The sequence below is a fragment of the Janthinobacterium sp. 61 genome (genome assembly GCF_002846335.1).
GTDB lineage: Bacteria > Pseudomonadota > Gammaproteobacteria > Burkholderiales > Burkholderiaceae_D > Janthinobacterium.
The window spans coordinates 2,683,186-2,700,325 of sequence record NZ_PJMQ01000001.1 but is presented as its reverse complement, the minus strand read 5'-3'; the positions used below and the strand labels follow the sequence as shown (position 1 = coordinate 2,700,325).

The 17,140-nt window shown below is 65.1% G+C and carries 14 protein-coding genes; 11 read left to right on the top strand and 3 right to left on the bottom strand.

Annotation, left to right across the window (positions count from 1 at the left end):
* Positions 1-68: 68 nt before the first annotated feature.
* From tssM to CLU92_RS12385, 3 genes are read left to right on the top strand one after another with little or no spacing between them, the layout of a single operon-like run.
* Positions 69-3,896: a type VI secretion system membrane subunit TssM gene (gene tssM, locus CLU92_RS12395; protein ID WP_101482136.1), complete on the top strand. Its 3,828-nt coding sequence runs from the start codon at positions 69-71 to the stop codon at positions 3,894-3,896.
* A complete protein-coding gene (gene tagF / locus CLU92_RS12390; RefSeq protein ID WP_101482135.1) occupies positions 3,893-4,873 on the top strand; it encodes a type VI secretion system-associated protein TagF in 981 nt (326 codons plus the stop codon). Before tssM ends, tagF begins: the two co-directional genes overlap by 4 nt.
* A gap of 9 nt (positions 4,874-4,882) precedes the next feature.
* Complete coding sequence (locus tag CLU92_RS12385; protein WP_101482134.1) at positions 4,883-5,668, top strand: OmpA family protein; 786 nt, start codon at positions 4,883-4,885, stop codon at positions 5,666-5,668.
* A gap of 127 nt (positions 5,669-5,795) precedes the next feature.
* On the opposite strand, the gene icmH is transcribed toward CLU92_RS12385, so the two are convergent.
* From icmH to tssJ, 3 genes are read right to left on the bottom strand one after another with little or no spacing between them, the layout of a single operon-like run.
* Positions 5,796-6,581 (bottom strand): type IVB secretion system protein IcmH/DotU, encoded by a 786-nt coding sequence (icmH, locus tag CLU92_RS12380; RefSeq protein ID WP_101482133.1) that lies wholly within the window; start codon positions 6,579-6,581, stop codon positions 5,796-5,798.
* A complete protein-coding gene (gene tssK / locus CLU92_RS12375; protein WP_101482132.1) occupies positions 6,578-7,948 on the bottom strand; it encodes a type VI secretion system baseplate subunit TssK in 1,371 nt (456 codons plus the stop codon). The genes icmH and tssK overlap by 4 nt, the downstream gene beginning before the upstream one ends.
* 38 nt (positions 7,949-7,986) lie before the next feature.
* On the bottom strand, positions 7,987-8,595 hold the full coding sequence (gene tssJ / locus CLU92_RS12370; RefSeq protein ID WP_101482131.1) for a type VI secretion system lipoprotein TssJ: 609 nt from the start codon (positions 8,593-8,595) through the stop codon (positions 7,987-7,989).
* A gap of 278 nt (positions 8,596-8,873) precedes the next feature.
* Here tssJ and CLU92_RS12365 point away from each other — a divergent pair, with 278 nt between their 5' ends.
* From CLU92_RS12365 to CLU92_RS12330, 8 genes are all read left to right on the top strand, one after another.
* On the top strand, positions 8,874-9,464 hold the full coding sequence (locus tag CLU92_RS12365) for a hypothetical protein (protein WP_243857991.1): 591 nt from the start codon (positions 8,874-8,876) through the stop codon (positions 9,462-9,464).
* A 37-nt stretch (positions 9,465-9,501) separates the two neighbouring features.
* Complete coding sequence (gene tssB / locus CLU92_RS12360) at positions 9,502-10,011, top strand: type VI secretion system contractile sheath small subunit (RefSeq protein ID WP_101482129.1); 510 nt, start codon at positions 9,502-9,504, stop codon at positions 10,009-10,011.
* A 1-nt stretch (position 10,012) separates the two neighbouring features.
* Positions 10,013-11,503, top strand: a complete 1,491-nt coding sequence (gene tssC, locus CLU92_RS12355) for a type VI secretion system contractile sheath large subunit (protein ID WP_101482128.1) — start codon at positions 10,013-10,015, stop codon at positions 11,501-11,503.
* A gap of 31 nt (positions 11,504-11,534) precedes the next feature.
* Positions 11,535-12,026 carry a type VI secretion system tube protein Hcp gene (locus tag CLU92_RS12350; protein WP_101482127.1) on the top strand — a complete coding sequence of 164 codons (492 nt, stop codon included), beginning with the start codon at positions 11,535-11,537 and terminating at the stop codon, positions 12,024-12,026.
* 66 nt (positions 12,027-12,092) lie between these two features.
* Positions 12,093-12,569 carry a type VI secretion system baseplate subunit TssE gene (gene tssE, locus CLU92_RS12345; RefSeq protein WP_101482126.1) on the top strand — a complete coding sequence of 159 codons (477 nt, stop codon included), beginning with the start codon at positions 12,093-12,095 and terminating at the stop codon, positions 12,567-12,569.
* Positions 12,566-15,205: a type VI secretion system ATPase TssH gene (gene tssH, locus CLU92_RS12340; protein WP_101482125.1), complete on the top strand. Its 2,640-nt coding sequence runs from the start codon at positions 12,566-12,568 to the stop codon at positions 15,203-15,205. Before tssE ends, tssH begins: the two co-directional genes overlap by 4 nt.
* A 34-nt stretch (positions 15,206-15,239) precedes the next feature.
* Entirely contained in the window at positions 15,240-16,271 is a 1,032-nt protein-coding gene (gene tssA / locus CLU92_RS12335) for a type VI secretion system protein TssA (protein WP_101482124.1), read from the top strand.
* Positions 16,272-16,304: 33 nt separating this feature from the next.
* Entirely contained in the window at positions 16,305-17,105 is an 801-nt protein-coding gene (locus tag CLU92_RS12330; protein WP_101484646.1) for an ABC transporter substrate-binding protein, read from the top strand.
* The last annotated feature ends 35 nt before the right edge of the window (positions 17,106-17,140 follow it).

Genomic DNA, 17,140 nt, shown 5'->3' with positions numbered 1-17,140 from the left:
GATGGGGCGAATCCGCCTAGTTACGCGGCGGCGTTCCTCATGTTTTGCGACCTCACCCTGGGCTCATCATGCTGCGACGAATCTGGCATTTCCTCACCGATAGCCGCCATCTGACCATCCTCGGCTTCGTGGCGCTGGCCGTGTTCCTGTACCTGGGCGCCGAGGTGCTGGAAGTGGCGCTGATCTGGGCGCTTGCCCTGTTGCTGCTGGCCTTTGTCACCTGGCTTGGCCTGTGGCTGTGGCGCCGGCGCCGCGCACGGCGCAATGCCCAGGCGTTGGGGCAAGCCATCCTCAACGAGGCCGAGATCGCCGCCGCGCAAGCGGCCTCGGTCTCGACGCCCAGCAGCACCCAGCATGGCGAACTCGACGCCGTGCGCACGGGCATGCTGGCCGCCATCGAGACCATCAAGACGTCCAAGCTGGGCCTCAAATCTGGCGCTGCCGCTCTCTACGAATTGCCGTGGTACATGATCATTGGCAATCCGGCCGCCGGCAAGAGCAGCGCCATCCTGCATTCGGGCCTGCAGTTCCCTTTCGCCGATGGCAAGATCGTACAAGGCGTGGGCGGCACGCGCAACTGCGACTGGTTTTTCACCACGGATGGCATCGTGCTCGACACGGCGGGACGCTACTGCGTCGTCGACGAGCACCGTGGGGAGTGGTTCGGTTTTCTCGACTTGCTGAAAAAATACCGGCGCAAGGCACCCATCAACGGCATCCTCATTGCTGTCAGCATCGACGAATTGAAAGGTGACCCCGACGTGGGCATGCAACTGGCGCGCAGCCTGCGCAAGCGCGTGCAGGACGTCATCGAACGCCTGGAAGTGTTCGCACCCCTGTACATCGTGTTTACCAAGGCGGATCTGATCGCCGGCTTCACAGAGTTTTTTGCCGATGCCGAGCGTAGCGAGCGCGAGCGCGTCTGGGGCGCCACCATGCCTTATCAGCGCAAGCTGCCCACGGCCGACTTGCTGGCGTTTTTCGACCAGAGTTTCGATGAATTGCACGATGGCTTGACGGAGCTGAGCCTGGCTAACATGGCGCACCGGCAACGCAAGACGATGGCGCCCGGCGTGTTTACCTTCCCGCTGGAATTTACCGCCATCAAGCCGGCCCTGCGCGCCTTCATCGCCACCCTGTTCGAGGAAAACCCGTTCCAGTTCCAGCCCGTGTTCCGCGGCTTCTATTTCACCAGCGCGCTGCAGGAGGGCGAGCCAGTCAGTGCTTCCTCGCAGCAGGTGGCGCGCCGCTTCGACCTGGCCTACGCGCCAACCCCGGCCTTGCTGCCCGCAGGTGCGCGCCAACATGGTTATTTCCTGCTGGAGTTGTTCCGCAAAGTGATTTTTGCCGACAAGCATTTGGTGGCCAACTATGCCAACCGCGCCAAGCTGCGCTTCAAGTACGCCGTGTTCTTTGCCGCCACGGTGTCGCTGGGCGCCTGCCTGGGTGGCTGGAGCTGGTCTTACCTGGGCAACCGCCAGTTGGTTGCCAACGTGGAGGCCGATTTAAACAAAGTGGTGAAGCTGCAGGAGCGGCGCCTGGATTTGCAGTCGCGCCTGGAAGCGCTGGAGATCTTGCAGGACCGCATAGAGCAGCTGGAAGCGTATCGCACGCAACGGCCCTGGTCATTGCGCCTGGGCCTGTACCAGGGCGATCTGCTTGAGCGCAAGCTGCGCGAAGAATACTTTGCCGGCGCGCGCCAGGTCATGCTGGTCCCCGTGGCGGGCGCGCTGGAAGCCTTGCTGTTCGAGATGAACGCCAGCGCCGACCAGCTACAGCCAGCGGCGCGCACGCCGCAGACGCCGGCCGCCGCCCCGGCCACTTCACCGGCCGCGCGATCGTTCCAGTACCAGGCCGCGTCGCCGACGAACGTGGAAGATGCCTACAACGCGCTGAAAACCTATCTGATGCTGGCCGATAAGACGCATGCCGAGAGCAGCCACCTGAACGACCAGCTGACGCGTTTCTGGCGCGCCTGGCTGGAAGGCAACCGCGGCGCCATGCCGCGCGAACAGATGATACGCAGCGCCGAGCGGCTACTGACGTTTTACCTGGCGCAAATTGGCGACCCGTCCTGGCCGCGCATCGAGCAGAAGCTGGCGCTGGTCGACCAGGCACGCGAAAACCTGCGCCGCGTGGTGCAGGGCATGCCGGCGCGCGAGCGCGTGTATGCCGACATTCGCGCGCGCGCTTCGACGCGCTTTCCCGGCATGACGGTGGCGCGCATCGTCGGCGAACAGGATCAGGCACTGCTGGCGGGCAGTTACGCCGTCTCCGGCGCCTTTACGCGCCAGGCGTGGGAAAAGTTCGTCGAGGGCGCGTTTCGCGGCGCTGCCAACCACGAACTGCAAAGCGCCGACTGGGTGCTGAAAAGCGCTTCCACCGACGACCTGACCCTGGAAGGCAGCCCAGAGCAGATCGAGAAAAACCTGGTGGCCATGTACAAGGCCGACTACGCGCGCGAGTGGCAAAAATTCGTGCAGGGCGTCGCTGTCGCCGATCTGAAGGGCTTTGACGGCGCCGTGCAGGCGATGAACCGCCTGGGTGACCCGCAAGCGTCGCCGATTGCCAAACTGCTGACGACCATTTACGAGGAAACCTCGTGGGACAATCCTGCCCTGCAAAATGCGCAGTTGCGCAAGGCCGAGCGGGGCATCATCGCCTGGTTCAAGGAAACGGTGCTGCGCCGTGCGCCATCGCAGCTGACGGCCAATCCGGGAATGAATGCGCAGATCGACCCGGCCCGACTGGACAAACCCATGGGTCCCGTGGGGCGCGAATTTGCCGGCGTGGGCAAGCTGGTGGCGGCCAGGGACAACAATGCCTCGTTGATGCGCGCGTATCTGGAGGCGCTGTCGAAACTGCGCAGTCGTTTGAACTTGCTGAAGAACCAGGGCGACGCGGGACCGGGCGCGCGCCAGTTCATGCAGCAGACCCTGGAAGGCAGCGGTTCCGAACTGGCCGACGCCCTGAAGCTGGTCGACGAGCAGATGCTCACGGGGATGAGCGACGCGCAAAAACAGGCCATACGACCCATCCTCGTACGGCCATTGATGCAGACTTTTGCCGTCATCGTCGCACCGGCCGAACTCGATATCAACAAGACCTGGGCGGCGCAGGTATATGAACCGTTCCAGAAATCGCTGGCCAATAAATATCCGTTTTCCCCAGGCGCGCGCATCGAGGCGAGCAGCCTGGAGATCGGCCAGTACTTCGGTCCTGAAGGCTTGGTGGCAAAATTCGTCACCACCTCCATGGGCCCCCTGGTGGTGCGGCGCGGCGACGTGCTGGCGCCGCGCACCTGGGCCGACATGGGCATCAGCCTGTCGCCGCAAGTGGTGGCGCGCTTCCCCGGCTGGATTGCGCCGCTGGGCGCGGGTGGCGTGGCGGCCACCTCCAGCGTGGCGCAAACCGTGTTCCAGATCCAGCCGTCGCCCGCGCCCGGCACCCTGGAGTACACGGTGGAGATCGACGGCCAGCAGCTGCGCTACCGCAACACGCCGGCGCAGTGGACGAACATGGTCCATCCCGGCCCGCAAGGCGCGGCGGGCCTCCAGGGCGCGCGCATCACCGCCGTCACCTTTGACGGGCGCACGCTGGAGCTGTTCAACGAACCGGGGCAATTCGGCTTGAAGCGCATGATCGATGCGGCCACCAAGAAGCGCAAGGATGGCGGCGTGTTCGAACTGCGCTGGGTGCGCGGCGAGGTGGCCGTGGCGGTCGACCTGAAAATCACCAGCAGCGCCGAAACGACAGGCGCGGGCGCGGGTGGGACTGCGGCGGTGCAGGAGCAGGGGTTTCGCGGCATGCAGCTGCCCGAGACCATCGTCGGCACGCCAGCACCCCCGCCAGCCATTGCCGCCGTTGCTGTAGCTGCAGCGGGAGTTTCGCCATGAGGCGCGCGGCGCAACAGGTGCGTCTCGGGTACTTCGGCAAGATCCCCGCGCGCGGCGATTTCATCAAGGCTTGCGACAATCACGCGCTGGTGCAGCTGCTTGACGACTGGCTGGCGCAGGTCATGAATGCCCTGACGGTGAACCCGCGCTGGAAGCTCAATTACGATGCCTTGCCGCCGCTGCGCTTTGCCTTCGTCGGCACGCGCAGCCGGCGCGCCATCGCCGGGCGCCTGGAAGCGAGCAATGACCAGTCGCAGCGGCGGTTTCCCTTCATGGCCATGGGCGCGCTGGAAGTCGATGACGCCGAAGCCTTCGTCGCTTGCAGCCCGCTGGTGCTGGCGCCGCTGTGGCAGCAGGTGGAGCAGCTGTCGCAGGGCATCGTGGCCAGCGACGAACCCGGACCGGCCTTGCTGGCGCTGGCCGGCAATGTGGTCGAAGTCGAACCGGCCGCGCCTGGCCATGCGGCGCGGTTATCCGCCTTCTTGCAGGCGCAGACCGTGCATGACTTGCAGGCGATGCTGGCCTCGCCCGCGTTTCCGGTGACGGTGCGCGAATTGCTGCTGGGCCTGGGCCTGCTGCTGCAGCCGGTGCGCCACAGCGGCTTGCCGCGCCTGGAGAAAAGCCTGGTGCTGCCGCTGCCGCAAGACGTGCAGCTGCGCGAGCTGGTGGCCAGCCTCTGGCTGCACCTGATCGCGCCTTTCCTGCGCCAGGCCGATTTCGAACTGGCGCTGTTTTTCTCCCACCTCGACGAGGCACCCGTACTGGTGATCGGCTTTTGCGGCGCCGACCCGCATGGCTTGCGCGCGCTGATCGATCCGCAGGCCGGCAGCGAAAGGCTGATCCTGTTCGACCAGCTGGACTGGGTTGACGGGCAGCTGGGAGACGATGCGGCGCTGTGTCAGTTTTCCGCCTGCCTGGAGCAGGAGCAGCTGTCGCTGCGCTCGGCCTGCGTGATGTTTGCCGATACCTTTGCCTGAAGGATTGCGATGAAGTCACACATTTTCCTGCTGCCGCTGCTGCTTCCTGCAGCCACTTCCTGCCACGCCCAGGCCCAGGCGCCCCAGACGCCGATGCCGGGGCAAATCCTCGTCACGGGCACCCTGGCCGACGAGGCGGGCAAGGCTGCCGTGCTGGCCCGACTGCGCGAACTGTATGGCGCCGAGCGCGTGGTCGACCAGATCGCCATCGGCAACGTTGCCATGCCGGCCAACTGGAACGCTTACGTGCAAAAGCTCATCGCGCCGAACCTGAAGCTCATTTCACGGGGGCAGATCAGCATAGCCGGCAACGACGTCAGCGTGCGCGGCGAGGTGGCGAACGAGGCGCAGCGCCAGCAGATCGCCAGCGACATCGCCACCAGCCTCAATCCCACCTACATCGTCAGCAATGGTTTGCGGGTCAGGGCGGCCGAGGCCGAGCAGGGCTTGCTCGATGCTGCACTGGATAAACGCATCATCGAATTCGACAGCGGCAAGGCGTCCATTACGCCGGCCGGCCTGGCCATCCTCGACGAAATGGCTGCCGTCATGCTCAAGTTGCGGGGCCGCAAGGTGGAGGTGATCGGCCACACGGACGATACGGGCCTGCGCGCCAGCAATGTGGCACTGAGTCAGGCGCGCGCCGAAGCCGTGCGTGCCCACCTGGCCAGCAAGGGCGTCGGGGCCGATTCGGTGCTGGTGTCGGGCCAGGGGCCGGACCGTCCCGTGGCCAGCAACGCCACGGCCGATGGCCGGGCGAGAAACCGGCGCATCGAGTTCAGGATCGCGCAATAGATTGGGTTGACACCTCACAAAACCGTAGCGAGCGGAAGGGAGAGGCGGTCGAGAAGCGCAACCGTGCTAGAGCACGGTGAGCATCGCAGGCCGCCTAAACCGACGCGCAGTAGGTTTTGTGAGGTGTTCAGGGCAGGGTGATGGTCAGGTGTGCTGGGCGCGGCGCCAGTTTGACCAGGTCTGCATACGCGGCCAGAGTCGTTTGCGTGTTGCGCGTCAGATGCGTTTTCAGGCCGAGGTAAGCGCAGATGGCCAGCAGGGCGAAAAAGCTCGACAACGCCCACAGCGGCACGTCGCTGCCGCGTTTGTTGATCACCTGGTCGGGGCGTTCCGCACGCGGCGCGAAGCCACGGCTCTTGCCCTTGATGTGGGCAATCTCGTCGCCCAGGCGTGCCGTCAGGTAGCTGAGTTTTTCGCCGCCGTCGATCGCATACTTGCCCTGGAATCCCAGCAACAAACACATATGGAAAACCTGTAGCGCCTGCACGCGCATGGGGCCCTTGCCGCGCAGGGCGTCGAGGCGATCGAAAAAGTGTTCGCCCGCCAGCTGGTCGCCAAAGATCAGCAGCTGCAGCGGGCGCCGCTCCCACTGCTTGCGCAGGTCGAAAGGCGAGGCCAGGATGATTTCATCGACCGCCGCGCAGAATGCATATTTGGCCGCTTCGATATCGTCGCCGTCGGCGCGGATCTTTTTCGCTTCGCGTTCGAAGTCGTCGAGGAAGGCCGTGATGCGGTCCATGAAGATCTGTTCGTCGCCGGGCGCCGAACCGTGCTTCAGCATGAACAGCATGTAAAAGCCTTCGTGCATCAGGTCCGGCAGGGCACTGCCAGCATGCCGGCTGCTGACCGCAGGGGCGGCACTGCGGGGGCCCAGCAGGGATGGCGCCGCGCGCCGTTCGATGAGCTGGCTCATGCCGTCACCGCGATCAGTTCCAGCTGCAGGTCGCGTATGCCGGCCGGCACGTACACGGAAATCGACTGCGCCTTGAGCATCTGCTCATATAGCGCGCCGCGGTTTTCAATCGCAAAATAATAGGTTTCGGGGCGCACGGGAATGGCGGCCGGCACTTGCGGCGCGTGCGACAGTTTCAGGCCGGGCATGGCCGTCAGCACGCATTTTTCCACGTCGTCGGGCGCGCCCACCTTGACGCGCAGCGGCACCACGTCAACCAGTTCGATGGCGGACATGGCGGCACGAATCGCCAGGTACAAGGTGGTGTGCTGGTCGATCTTGTCCGAATCGAGCTTGCCCAGGTAATACGACGGCTTGTCCTCAAGCAGGGCGATGGAAAAATACTTCGACGAGATGACGGTGTCGAGCAGTTCGCGAATGATGCCGTCGATGGCATCGAAGCAGGCGCCCGGCTGCGCGTGGTCGTAGGCGGGCAGGCTGGCCAGGGTGTAATGCCTGGAGTAGCTGAGCAGGCCGCCCGCCAGGCCCAGCAGCGCTTCGTACAGGCGCTCCGGATGCAGGGCCGGATGGCGCACATAGTGCATCAGCGCGGCGGCGGCCGCGCTGACCGTGTGCAGCAACCAGAACGAGGACACGTCGCCCGAGCGGAACTCGATCACATTGCGGCTCGGCTCGCGGTGGTGGCCGTGCAGCGCGCTCACTTTCGCCTGCAATGCGTCGAGCAAGTGTTCCAGCACGCCCTGCAGGCGCGGCGCGCCCGCGATCGCCAGGCTGGGTGCCATGAACGAGGGCACAGGCTCGAAGCCGCCCGACACCGTGCGCCGCAGGGCGATCAGCGGCAGGCAGTCGTAGGAGCCGCGCGCCTCGCTGTCGGGAATCAGGCGCACGGTTTTCTTCAGATACGCCACGTCGGCTACGGTGGACTCCGTAAACAGGTCGGGCGTGGCGCACATGGCATGCGCAAAGCGCGTGGCTGTAGGCGTGCCTGTCTTTGACGCCTGCGCCGTGCAATTCATGCCTTCGCGGTTGAGGATGGGCAGCGCCGCGTAATACGTCACTTCCTGCACCGCAGGCGGCAGGGCTTCCAGGTCCACCGGCGGGGGCAGCGTATCGCTGCCGGGCGCACCGTCGCCCAGCGCCTCGAACACTTCTCCGTCGCGGAAGATCGCCGACAGGGCCTGTAGGCGCAGGGTGCCCGTCTTCAGCGCCGCCAGATCCCACTGCAGCTGCGCCACGCCCCACAGGTAGGGATGCAGCGCGCTGGCCGTGTGATGCAGGCGCGCTTCGTGATACTGATCCTGGCGCTGGAAATGCTGCGGCCGCAGGAACAGGCCTTCTCCCCACAAGACTTTCGCTGCCATGCCCATCTCGTTTCTCCTTGAATGTGTGGCGTGCCGCTGCTCCGTTACTGGCAGCGCAGGGCGGACAGCGGCACCATGCCGCTGCCCATGCCGGCCAGGCTAGTGACGCTGAGCGCACAGGCGTGCAGGCCGACGGTGATGCCGCCGCGTTCCGCATCGGCGGCGGCAAAGGTGGCGCGCCAGCGCTGTGCCGCAGGCGCGCGGAACAAGGCCACCACGCCGATGAAATACGCTTCCCCGCTGACTTTTTCCAGAACTTCGTAGCGCTGGCCCGGCACCAGCAGCACTTCCTTCACTTCCAGCAGGTCGGCGCCCAGTGCCGCCTTTTCGCGCTGCGCGTCGAGGAAGCTGTCGTAGTGGGCCTGCTCGAAGGCGGCGCTCTGGCGCAGCTTGTAGATGCGCGCCACCAGCGCCAGCGACCGGCCTTCGGCATCGGTGTTGATGCGCTGCGCCGCGTGCAGACGGATGCTGACATTGCGCGGTGGTTTTTGCGCGTCAGGCAGTTCGGGCGGCGGCTTGGCCACGCCGGCCATTTGCAGCGCCGCGTTGGCCAGGGTGCCGATGGCGCCGCCCGCGCAGCCGGCTTGCAGCAAGGCCAGCAGCAGTAGCGGGGTGGCGCGCGCCAGGCGGCGGAGCGGGGCGTCAGGTGGCATGGGTTTTCTTTTGAAGAATGGAGGGTGGAAATAAAAGTGTTGCAGTCATTTAAACGCATGCACCGGCGGCCTGCTTGCGTTGGCGCAAAGTCCGCCTGCGTTCAACGCAGTTCCTGCGCCAGATCAGGATTCAGGCGGCTGCACGTGGCTGTGATGTGGAACTTCTTCTTTGCTGATTAATCTCAATCTGCCATGAAAATTGGCGATCAATAATGGCCTCCACCAAGGCGCCGCCCATTTTTCCCAGCGGTAGCGTCCTCCACGTGAAGGAATGCCCGATGAAGCCAGCCACCATGTTGCCCCGTATTGCCTGCTTCGCCAGCGCCTTGCTGCTGGCCGCCTGCGCCACGCCAGACCAGCCGGCGCCCAAGAAACCTGCCGCGCCCACCCTGGCACAAGTGATGAGCGACGCCGATGCTGCCGCGCGCGCCGGCCAGTACGAGCGCGCCATGATCCTGCTTCAGCGCGGCGGCAGCAGCTACCCGGCCGACAAGGCGCCGTGGCTGCAAATGGCGCAGATGAAGTTCGACCGTGGTCAGTACGGCGACGCCATCGGCCATGCGCTCGAAGCGCTGGAGCGCGACCCGGACGACAAGGTCGCCAACAGCATCGTCGCCGTCAGCGGCTTGCGCCTGTCCGGCAAGGCGCTGGCCGATCTGTCGCGGCAAAACAATCTGAATGGCTCGCTGCGCTCGGAAGCGCAGGACCTGGCCAAGCTGCTGCGCGCAAGCATCGGCGAAGATGTGCTGGTGCCGCCGGCCAGGCGCCCGGCGGCGGCTGGCAAGCGCGCAGCCGGTTCCGGCACGCCGGCGGCGAAGGGCGCGGCAGCGCCAGCCAGCGGGGCCGATCCGTTCAGCGGCCTGAAATAAGCCAGCATCCCCACCATCTCCTTGCAAAGGAAGCGACATGTCCAAGTCCGACAGCGTGCAGAAACGCCTGCAAAAGATACGCGCCCCGCGCGTGCAAATGACCTATGACGTCGAGATTGGCGACGCGATTGAAAACAAGGAGCTGCCCTTCGTGGTCGGTGTGCTGGGTGACTTTGGCGGTAATTCTGACAATGAGAAAAAACGCCTGAAGGACCGCAAGTTCGTCGCCATCGACCACGAAAACTTCGACGAAGTGCTGGCCGGCGTGGAGCCGGTGGCCCGCTTCGCCGTGCCGAACCGCATGAGCGAGGCGGGTGGCACGTTCGCCGTCGACCTGCACTTCCGCTCGATGGATGACTTTCGCCCGGAATCGGTGGTGCGCCAGGTCGACCCCTTGCGCAAGCTGCTCGAGGCGCGCACCAAGTTGGCCGACTTGCGCAACAAGCTGGCCGGCAATGACAAGCTGGAAGATTTGCTGACGGAGGTGCTGAACAACACGGACAGCCTGGCCACCCTGAAACCGCGCTTCCCGACGCAGGAGGATTGAGATGAGCGCCCATGCAGAAGCCCTTGCAGTATCCGCATCCGATGCGCCGGTGGCGACCGACTTGCTGGACCAGATCGTCGAGCAAAGCCGCGTCGCCAAGTCGGGCGCCGAACATGCGCGCGCACGCGACCTCATTTCGGAACTGGTGGCGCAGGTGCTTGACGGCACGGTGCTGATGTCCAGCAGCCTGTCGGCCACCCTGGACGCACGCGTGGCGGAAATCGACCGCCTGATCTCCTCCCAGCTCAGCGAAATCATGCACGCGGCGCCGTTCCAGCAGCTCGAACAAAGCTGGACGGGGCTGCGCTACCTGGTCGGCAACTCCGATACGGGCACGCGCCTGCAGATCCGCATGTTCAACGCCACCAAGCGCGAACTGGTGAAGGATTTCCAGGCGGCGCTGGAGTTCGATCAGAGCTGCATGTTCAAGAAGGTCTACGAAGAGGAATTTGGCACCTTCGGCGGCGCGCCGTTCGCCGCGCTGCTGGGAGACTTCGCCATCTCGCGCCAGCCGGAAGACATGTATTTCGTCGAGCAGATGTCGCACATCGCTGCCGCCGCGCATGCACCGTTCATCGCCTCGGCCGCGCCGGAACTGTTTGGCCTGGAAAGCTACGGTGACCTGGGCAAGCCGCGCGACCTGGCCAAGGTGTTCGACACCATCGAGTACGCGAAATGGAAGGCCTTCCGCGAATCCGAGGATGCACGCTACGTGGGCCTGACCTTGCCCCGCTTCCTGGGCCGGCTGCCCTTCAATCCCGTCGATGGCACCACCGTTGAAGGTTTTAACTTTGTCGAGGAAGTCGATGGCAGCGACCATCACAAATACCTGTGGTGCAACGCCGCGTATGCATTCGGCAGCAAGCTCACGCGCGCCTTTGCCGATTATGGCTGGTGCGCCGCCATCCGCGGCGTGGAGGGCGGCGGCCTGGTGGACGACCTGCCCACCCACACCTTCAAGACGGACGAGGGGGACGTGGCCCTGAAATGCCCGGCCGAAGTGGCGATCACTGACCGCCGCGAAAAGGAATTGTCGGACCTGGGCTTCATCTCGCTGGTGCACTGCAAGAACACGGCGTATGCAGCGTTTTTTGGCGCCCAGTCGGCGCAGAAAAGCCGCAAGTACAAAAGCGACGCGGCCAATGCGAACGCGGTGCTGTCGTCGCAGCTGCAGTACATCTTCGCCGTCTCGCGCATTGCCCATTACATGAAGGCCATGATGCGCGACAAGATCGGCAGCTTTGCCGCCGCCTCCAACGTGGAAGACTTCCTGGATCGCTGGCTGATGCAGTACGTGCTGCTCGACGATAACGCCAGCCAGGAGCAGAAGGCGCAGTTCCCCCTGCGCGAGGCATCCGTGCAAGTGCAGGAAGTGTCGGGCCGGCCCGGCGTGTACCGCGCCGTGTCGTTCCTGCGGCCGCACTTCCAGCTCGATGAATTATCCGTTTCGCTCCGACTGGTCGCGGAGTTGCCGAAGTCGACCAATTCCTGATTCACCCATCTTTCAACCAGAGGAGCACACCATGGCAATCGATGTATATCTGCAGATAGACGGCATCAAGGGCGAGTCCACCGATGACAAGCACAAGGACTGGATCGAGTGCAAATCGGTCAACTGGAGCGTCGAGCAGCCGAAGTCCGCCACCGCCTCGACGGGCGGCGGCCATACGGCCGAACGCTGCGAGCACAAGGACATCGTCATCTCCAAGCTGGCCGACCTGGCCTCACCGGTGCTGCTGCAGACCTGCTCGGCCGGCAAGACCATTCCAAAGGCGCGCTTCGAATTCATGCGCGCCGACGGCCAGGGCGAGCGCGTCAAGTACTTTGAAATCGAAATCGAGAATGTGCTGATCGGCGCCGTGACGCCGAACGTGGAAGAAGGCGATATCCTGGGTGAACACGTCGGCTTCAAGTTCTCGAAAGTGAAGTGGAAATACACGCAGCAAAAAGTGACGGGCGGCGCCGGCGGCAATACCTCGGGCGGCTGGGACCTGGCCGCGAACCGCGTGGCTTGATCCATCGTGCGCGGCGTGCGGCGGCCACCTTCGCCTGCGCGTCGCGCCGACTTTTCAGGAGAGCGCATGGACAGTTTTGTACCTGGCCTGTTCGACCGCCTGATGGGCGACGGCGGTGCGGCGGCGGGCGGCGTGGCGGCACGCCTGTCGCTGGAACAATTGAAGGATGCGGTGGCGCGCGACCTGGAAGAGTTGCTCAACACGCGCGTGGCCCTGCCGCCCGGCGCGCTCGACGCCTATCCGGAATGCGCGGCCTCCATCGTCAACTATGGCTTGATCGATTTCGCCGGCATGTGTTTGTCCAGCAGCGATGACCGCGCAAGCATCTGCGCCGCGCTGAAGGCAGCAATCGAACGCCACGAACCGCGCCTGCGCAATGTGCGCGCCCGCCTGGAGCGCGAAGCGGGCAGTATCAACCGCGTCGGCTTTGTCATCAGCGGCTCCCTGGCCGTGATGTCCGCCGGCGAGACGGTCAATTTCGACGCCGTGCTGCAGCCATCGTCGTTGCGCTATTCGATCAACCGCAAGGGAGCCGCCGCATGAGCAATCATTTGAAAACCCTGATCGCCAAACTGAATGACACGGCGCGCACGGCCGCCACCCGCGCCGCCGGCATCTGCGTGGGACTGGGCCAGTACGAAGTCGATATCGAACACCTGTTCTTGGCGCTGCTGGAGCAGGAGCGCAGCGATTTCGTCACCATCGCGCGGCGTAGTGAAATCAGTCTGACGGCGCTGGAGTCGGACCTGCGCCGCGAGATCGGCAGCTTCCGGACCGGCAGTGCGCGCACTCCCGTGTTTTCGCCCCATTTGCCGCTGTTGTTCGAGCATGCCTGGCTGGTCGCCTCGCTCGATACGGCGCAGCCGGGACCCATTCGCAGCCGCCATCTGTTGCTGGCGCTGCTGACGGACCCGGAACTGTCGCAGCTCGCGTATCGGGGTTCGAAGCTGTTCGCCCGCTTCAGCGTGGAACAATTGAAGCACCATCCGGACAGGCTGACGGACGGCTCCGATGAGGAAAGCGCGGCCGTGCCGCAGCTTTCCGGCACACCCGACGATCCTGTTGCGACCCTGGCTAGCAAAACCCCGGCGCTGGACCAGTTCACCACCGAGCTGACGCAGCTGGCGCGCGACGGCAAGCTCGATCCCGTAATCGGCCGCGAGGCGGAGATACGCCAGGCCGTCGATATCCTGCTGCGCCGGCGCCAGAATAATCCCATTCTCACGGGCGAGGCGGGCGTGGGCAAGACGGCCGTGGTGGAAGGCCTGGCCTTGCGCATCGCCGCCGGCGACGTGCCCGAGGTGCTGCAGGGGGCGCGCATCCACGCGCTCGACATGGGCTTGCTGCAGGCTGGCGCCAGCGTGAAGGGAGAATTCGAAAGCCGTTTGAAGAATGTTATCGACGAGGTGACGAAAAGCCCGCATCCCATCATCCTCTTCATTGACGAGGCGCACACCATGATCGGCGCCGGTGGCCAGGCGGGGCAGAACGATGCGGCCAATTTGCTCAAGCCGGCGCTGGCGCGCGGCGCCCTGCGCACGATTGCCGCCACTACCTGGAGCGAGTACAAAAAATATTTTGAAAAGGATGCGGCGCTGGCACGGCGCTTCCAGGTGGTGAAGGTGGAGGAGCCGAGCGAAGATGTCGCCTGCGCCATGCTGCGCGCCATGGCGCCGCTGATGGAACGCCATTTCGGCACCCGCGTGCGCGATGCCGCCATCGTCGATGCGGTGCGCCTGTCGCACCGCTACATCAGCGGGCGCCAGTTGCCCGACAAGGCCATCAGCGTGCTCGATACGGCGTGTGCCAAGGTGGCGCTGGGCCAGTGCGCCACGCCGGCGCAGCTGGAAAACGCAAACCGGCGGCAGGAACGCATCGGCGCGGAAATCGCCGCCCTGACCCGCGAGGCAAGTGACGGCGAAGCGCCCGATAAAGCCGGTGCCGCGCGCCTGGCGCAACTGCGGCGCGAGCATGAGGAAGGACAGGCGGCGGTCGCGGCCCTGGCGCAGCGCTGGGAGCGCGAAAAGTCGCTGGTGGCGCAGATCGGCGACCTGCGCGCGCAGCAGCGCGGCGAGCGGCCGGGCGAGGCCGGCGCGGTAAGCCTGCTGGCGCTGAAGGAAGAGCTGGCGGCCCTGCAGGGAGAAGCGCCTCTGTCGCCGCTGGAAGTCGATGCGCAGGTGGTGGCCGGCATCGTCGCCGGCTGGACCGGCATCCCGCTGGGGAAAATGCTCAAGGACGAGATCCGCACGGTGCAGACCCTGGATGGGGCGCTGCGCGAACGGGTGCTGGGACAGGACCACGTCATCGCGGCGGTGGCGCAGCGCGTGCGCACGGCGCGCGCCAGCCTGGACGACCCGAACAAGCCGCAAGCCGTGTTCCTGTTCACGGGGCCGTCCGGTACGGGCAAGACGGAAACGGCGCTGGCGCTGGCCGACCTGCTGTATGGCGGCGAGCGCAAGCTCATTACCATCAACATGAGCGAATATCAGGAGGCGCACAGCGTGGCCGGCCTGAAAGGCTCGCCGCCCGGCTATGTCGGCTATGGCGAGGGCGGCGTGCTGACGGAAGCCGTCCGGCGCCAGCCCTATAGCGTGGTGCTGCTTGACGAAGCGGAAAAGGCCCATCCCGACGTGCTGGAACTGTTCTTCCAGGTCTTCGACAAAGGTGTGCTCGATGACGCTGAAGGGCGCGAAGTCGATTTTCGCAACACCATCATCATCGCCACTTCGAACCTGGGTGCCGGCGCCATGATGGCCGCCTGCCTGAACCGGGCGGCGCACGACTTGCCCACGCCGGCCGCGCTGGAAGAACTGGTGCGTCCGCAGATGGTGGCGCATTTCAAGCCGGCCTTGCTCGGGCGCTTGAAGGTGCTGCCGTTCTACCCCTTGAACGACGCGGTGCTGGCCGAGATCATCGCCCTGAAACTGGCGCATATCGGCGCGCGCATCGCGCGCAACCACCAGGCGCAGTTCAGCCATGACGCGGGCCTGGTCGACGCGGTGCTGGCGCGCTGCACCGAGGTCGACTCGGGCGCGCGCAACGTCGACCAGGTCCTCAACGGCAGCCTGCTGCCGGCGATCGCCGAAGCGGTGCTGGCGCGCATGGCCGAAGGCGAGCCGATAGCCTCGATACGCGTCAGCGCCGGCAAGCAGGGGCAGTTCAAATACGCGATCAAGTAACGCCATCAAATAACGTCAACCGCCGGAGAGCGCCATGTTCAATCTGGAGCAGTTGCTGCACCCCGTCAGCGCCGTCAGCCCCTGTGGCGAAGACATCACTTTCAGCCAGGAGCTCGACGCCATCGCGCGGGCGCGCCAGCATGATGACCCGAGCCTGGACCAGGGCGAGTGGGTGACGGCGCTGAAGGAAGCCGACTGGCCTTTCGTGGCGACGCGCTGCGAACAGCTGATCGCAACGAGTAGCAAGGATTTGCGCGTGGCCGTGTGGCTGGCCGAGGCGCATGCGAAAACACGCCACTTCCGCGGCCTGGGTGATGGTTACGCGCTGCTGGCTGGCCTGTGCGAGCGCTACTGGGATGGTCTGTACCCGCCAGCAGAAGAGGGCGACCAGGAACAGCGTATCGGCAATGTCTTCTGGCTGCTGTCGCGCACGCCGCAGCTGCTGCGCGAGATCCCGTTGACCGAAGGCGCCAATGGCCTGTTTTCACTGCAGGATTTCGATGTGGCGCGCCAGCGCGCGGCGGCCAGTCTGGCGCAGGGCGGTGCAGAGCAGGGCTGGGGCGATACGCGCCACGACGACGGTGAGACACTGGCACAGATGGAGGCGGCGCAGCAAAGGAATACGCGCGCATTTTCCGATGGCTTGCTGGCCGATGCGCAATACTGCATGCAGTCGCTGCTGGCGTTTGAACGCAGCGTCGATGCGCGTTTCGGCGCCGATGGCCCGAGTTTTCGCGCCGCGCGAGAAGCGCTGGAAAACGTCATTCATTTCATCGCGCCACTGTCGCCTGGCGTGGACTTCGCTGGCGCGCCGCCCGCCGCTGGCCAGGGTGCCAGCAGCAGCGGGGGCGCCATCGTGCAGCGCCAGCAGGCGCTGGCCCAGCTGCGCCAGGTGGCCGATTTCTTCCGCCGCACGGAGCCGCACAGTCCCGTCGCCTACCTGGCCGACAAGGCCGCCAGCTGGGGAGAATTGCCGCTGCACCTGTGGCTGCGTGCCGTCGTGAAGGACTCGGGCACCCTGGCACAGCTCGATGAGATGCTGGGGACGAACAGCGCGAACGGCTGATCGCTGTTGGCGCTTCCATGCTAATCTTTGGGCATGCTCAGAATGCTCATGTTGCCTGCCGCGCTATGCCTGTCCATCGCTGCCAGCGCGCACGCCGGGGCTGCGACGCCACTGGTGATCTATGGCGACGACGATTATCCGCCGTACTCCTACGTCGAGAATGGCCAGCTGAAAGGCATCTACACGGAGATCGTGCGTGTCGCCTTGCAATCGATGCCGCAGTATGCGGTGCAGCTGCGCCCGGTGCCCTGGAAGCGGGGACTGCTGATGCTGCAGACGGGCGAGGCGTTTGCCCTGTATCCGCCGTATTCGTGGCGCAGCGAACGGCCGTATGTGCGCTATTCCGTGCCGCTGCTGATGGAGCAGCTGGTGGTGCTGTGCAATCAGGACGTGCTGGCCAAGCGCGCACTGCGCCAGTGGCCCGCCGATTACGGCGGCCTGCACATCGGCGTGAACGCGGGTTTCCTGCTTGGCGATGCGGCGCTGACGGCGTCCTTGCGCGCCGAAAAAATCGTGCTCGACCCGGCCAAGGGCACGCGCACGAATCTGCTCAAGCTGATGCGCGGGCGCATCGATTGCTATGTCAGCGACCGCCTGTCGGCGCAGTGGGAATTGCAGCGCATCCGGCGCGATGGGCCGCCGGGCACGCCGATGCAGGCGATCCAGGAAACGGCGCAGCTGGCCAGCCAGCAGGGCCACCTGGGCTTTACGGCCCGCCGGCCGGCCGCCTACCCTTATCGTGATGACTTTATCGAGCAATTCAATGCCGCCATCGTGCGCATGCAAAATAATGGCGCGATCCGCCGCATCGTCGACCACGCATTGCTGCCCTGATGCAGCTGCCTTGATTTCACCATCTGGAGAAGACC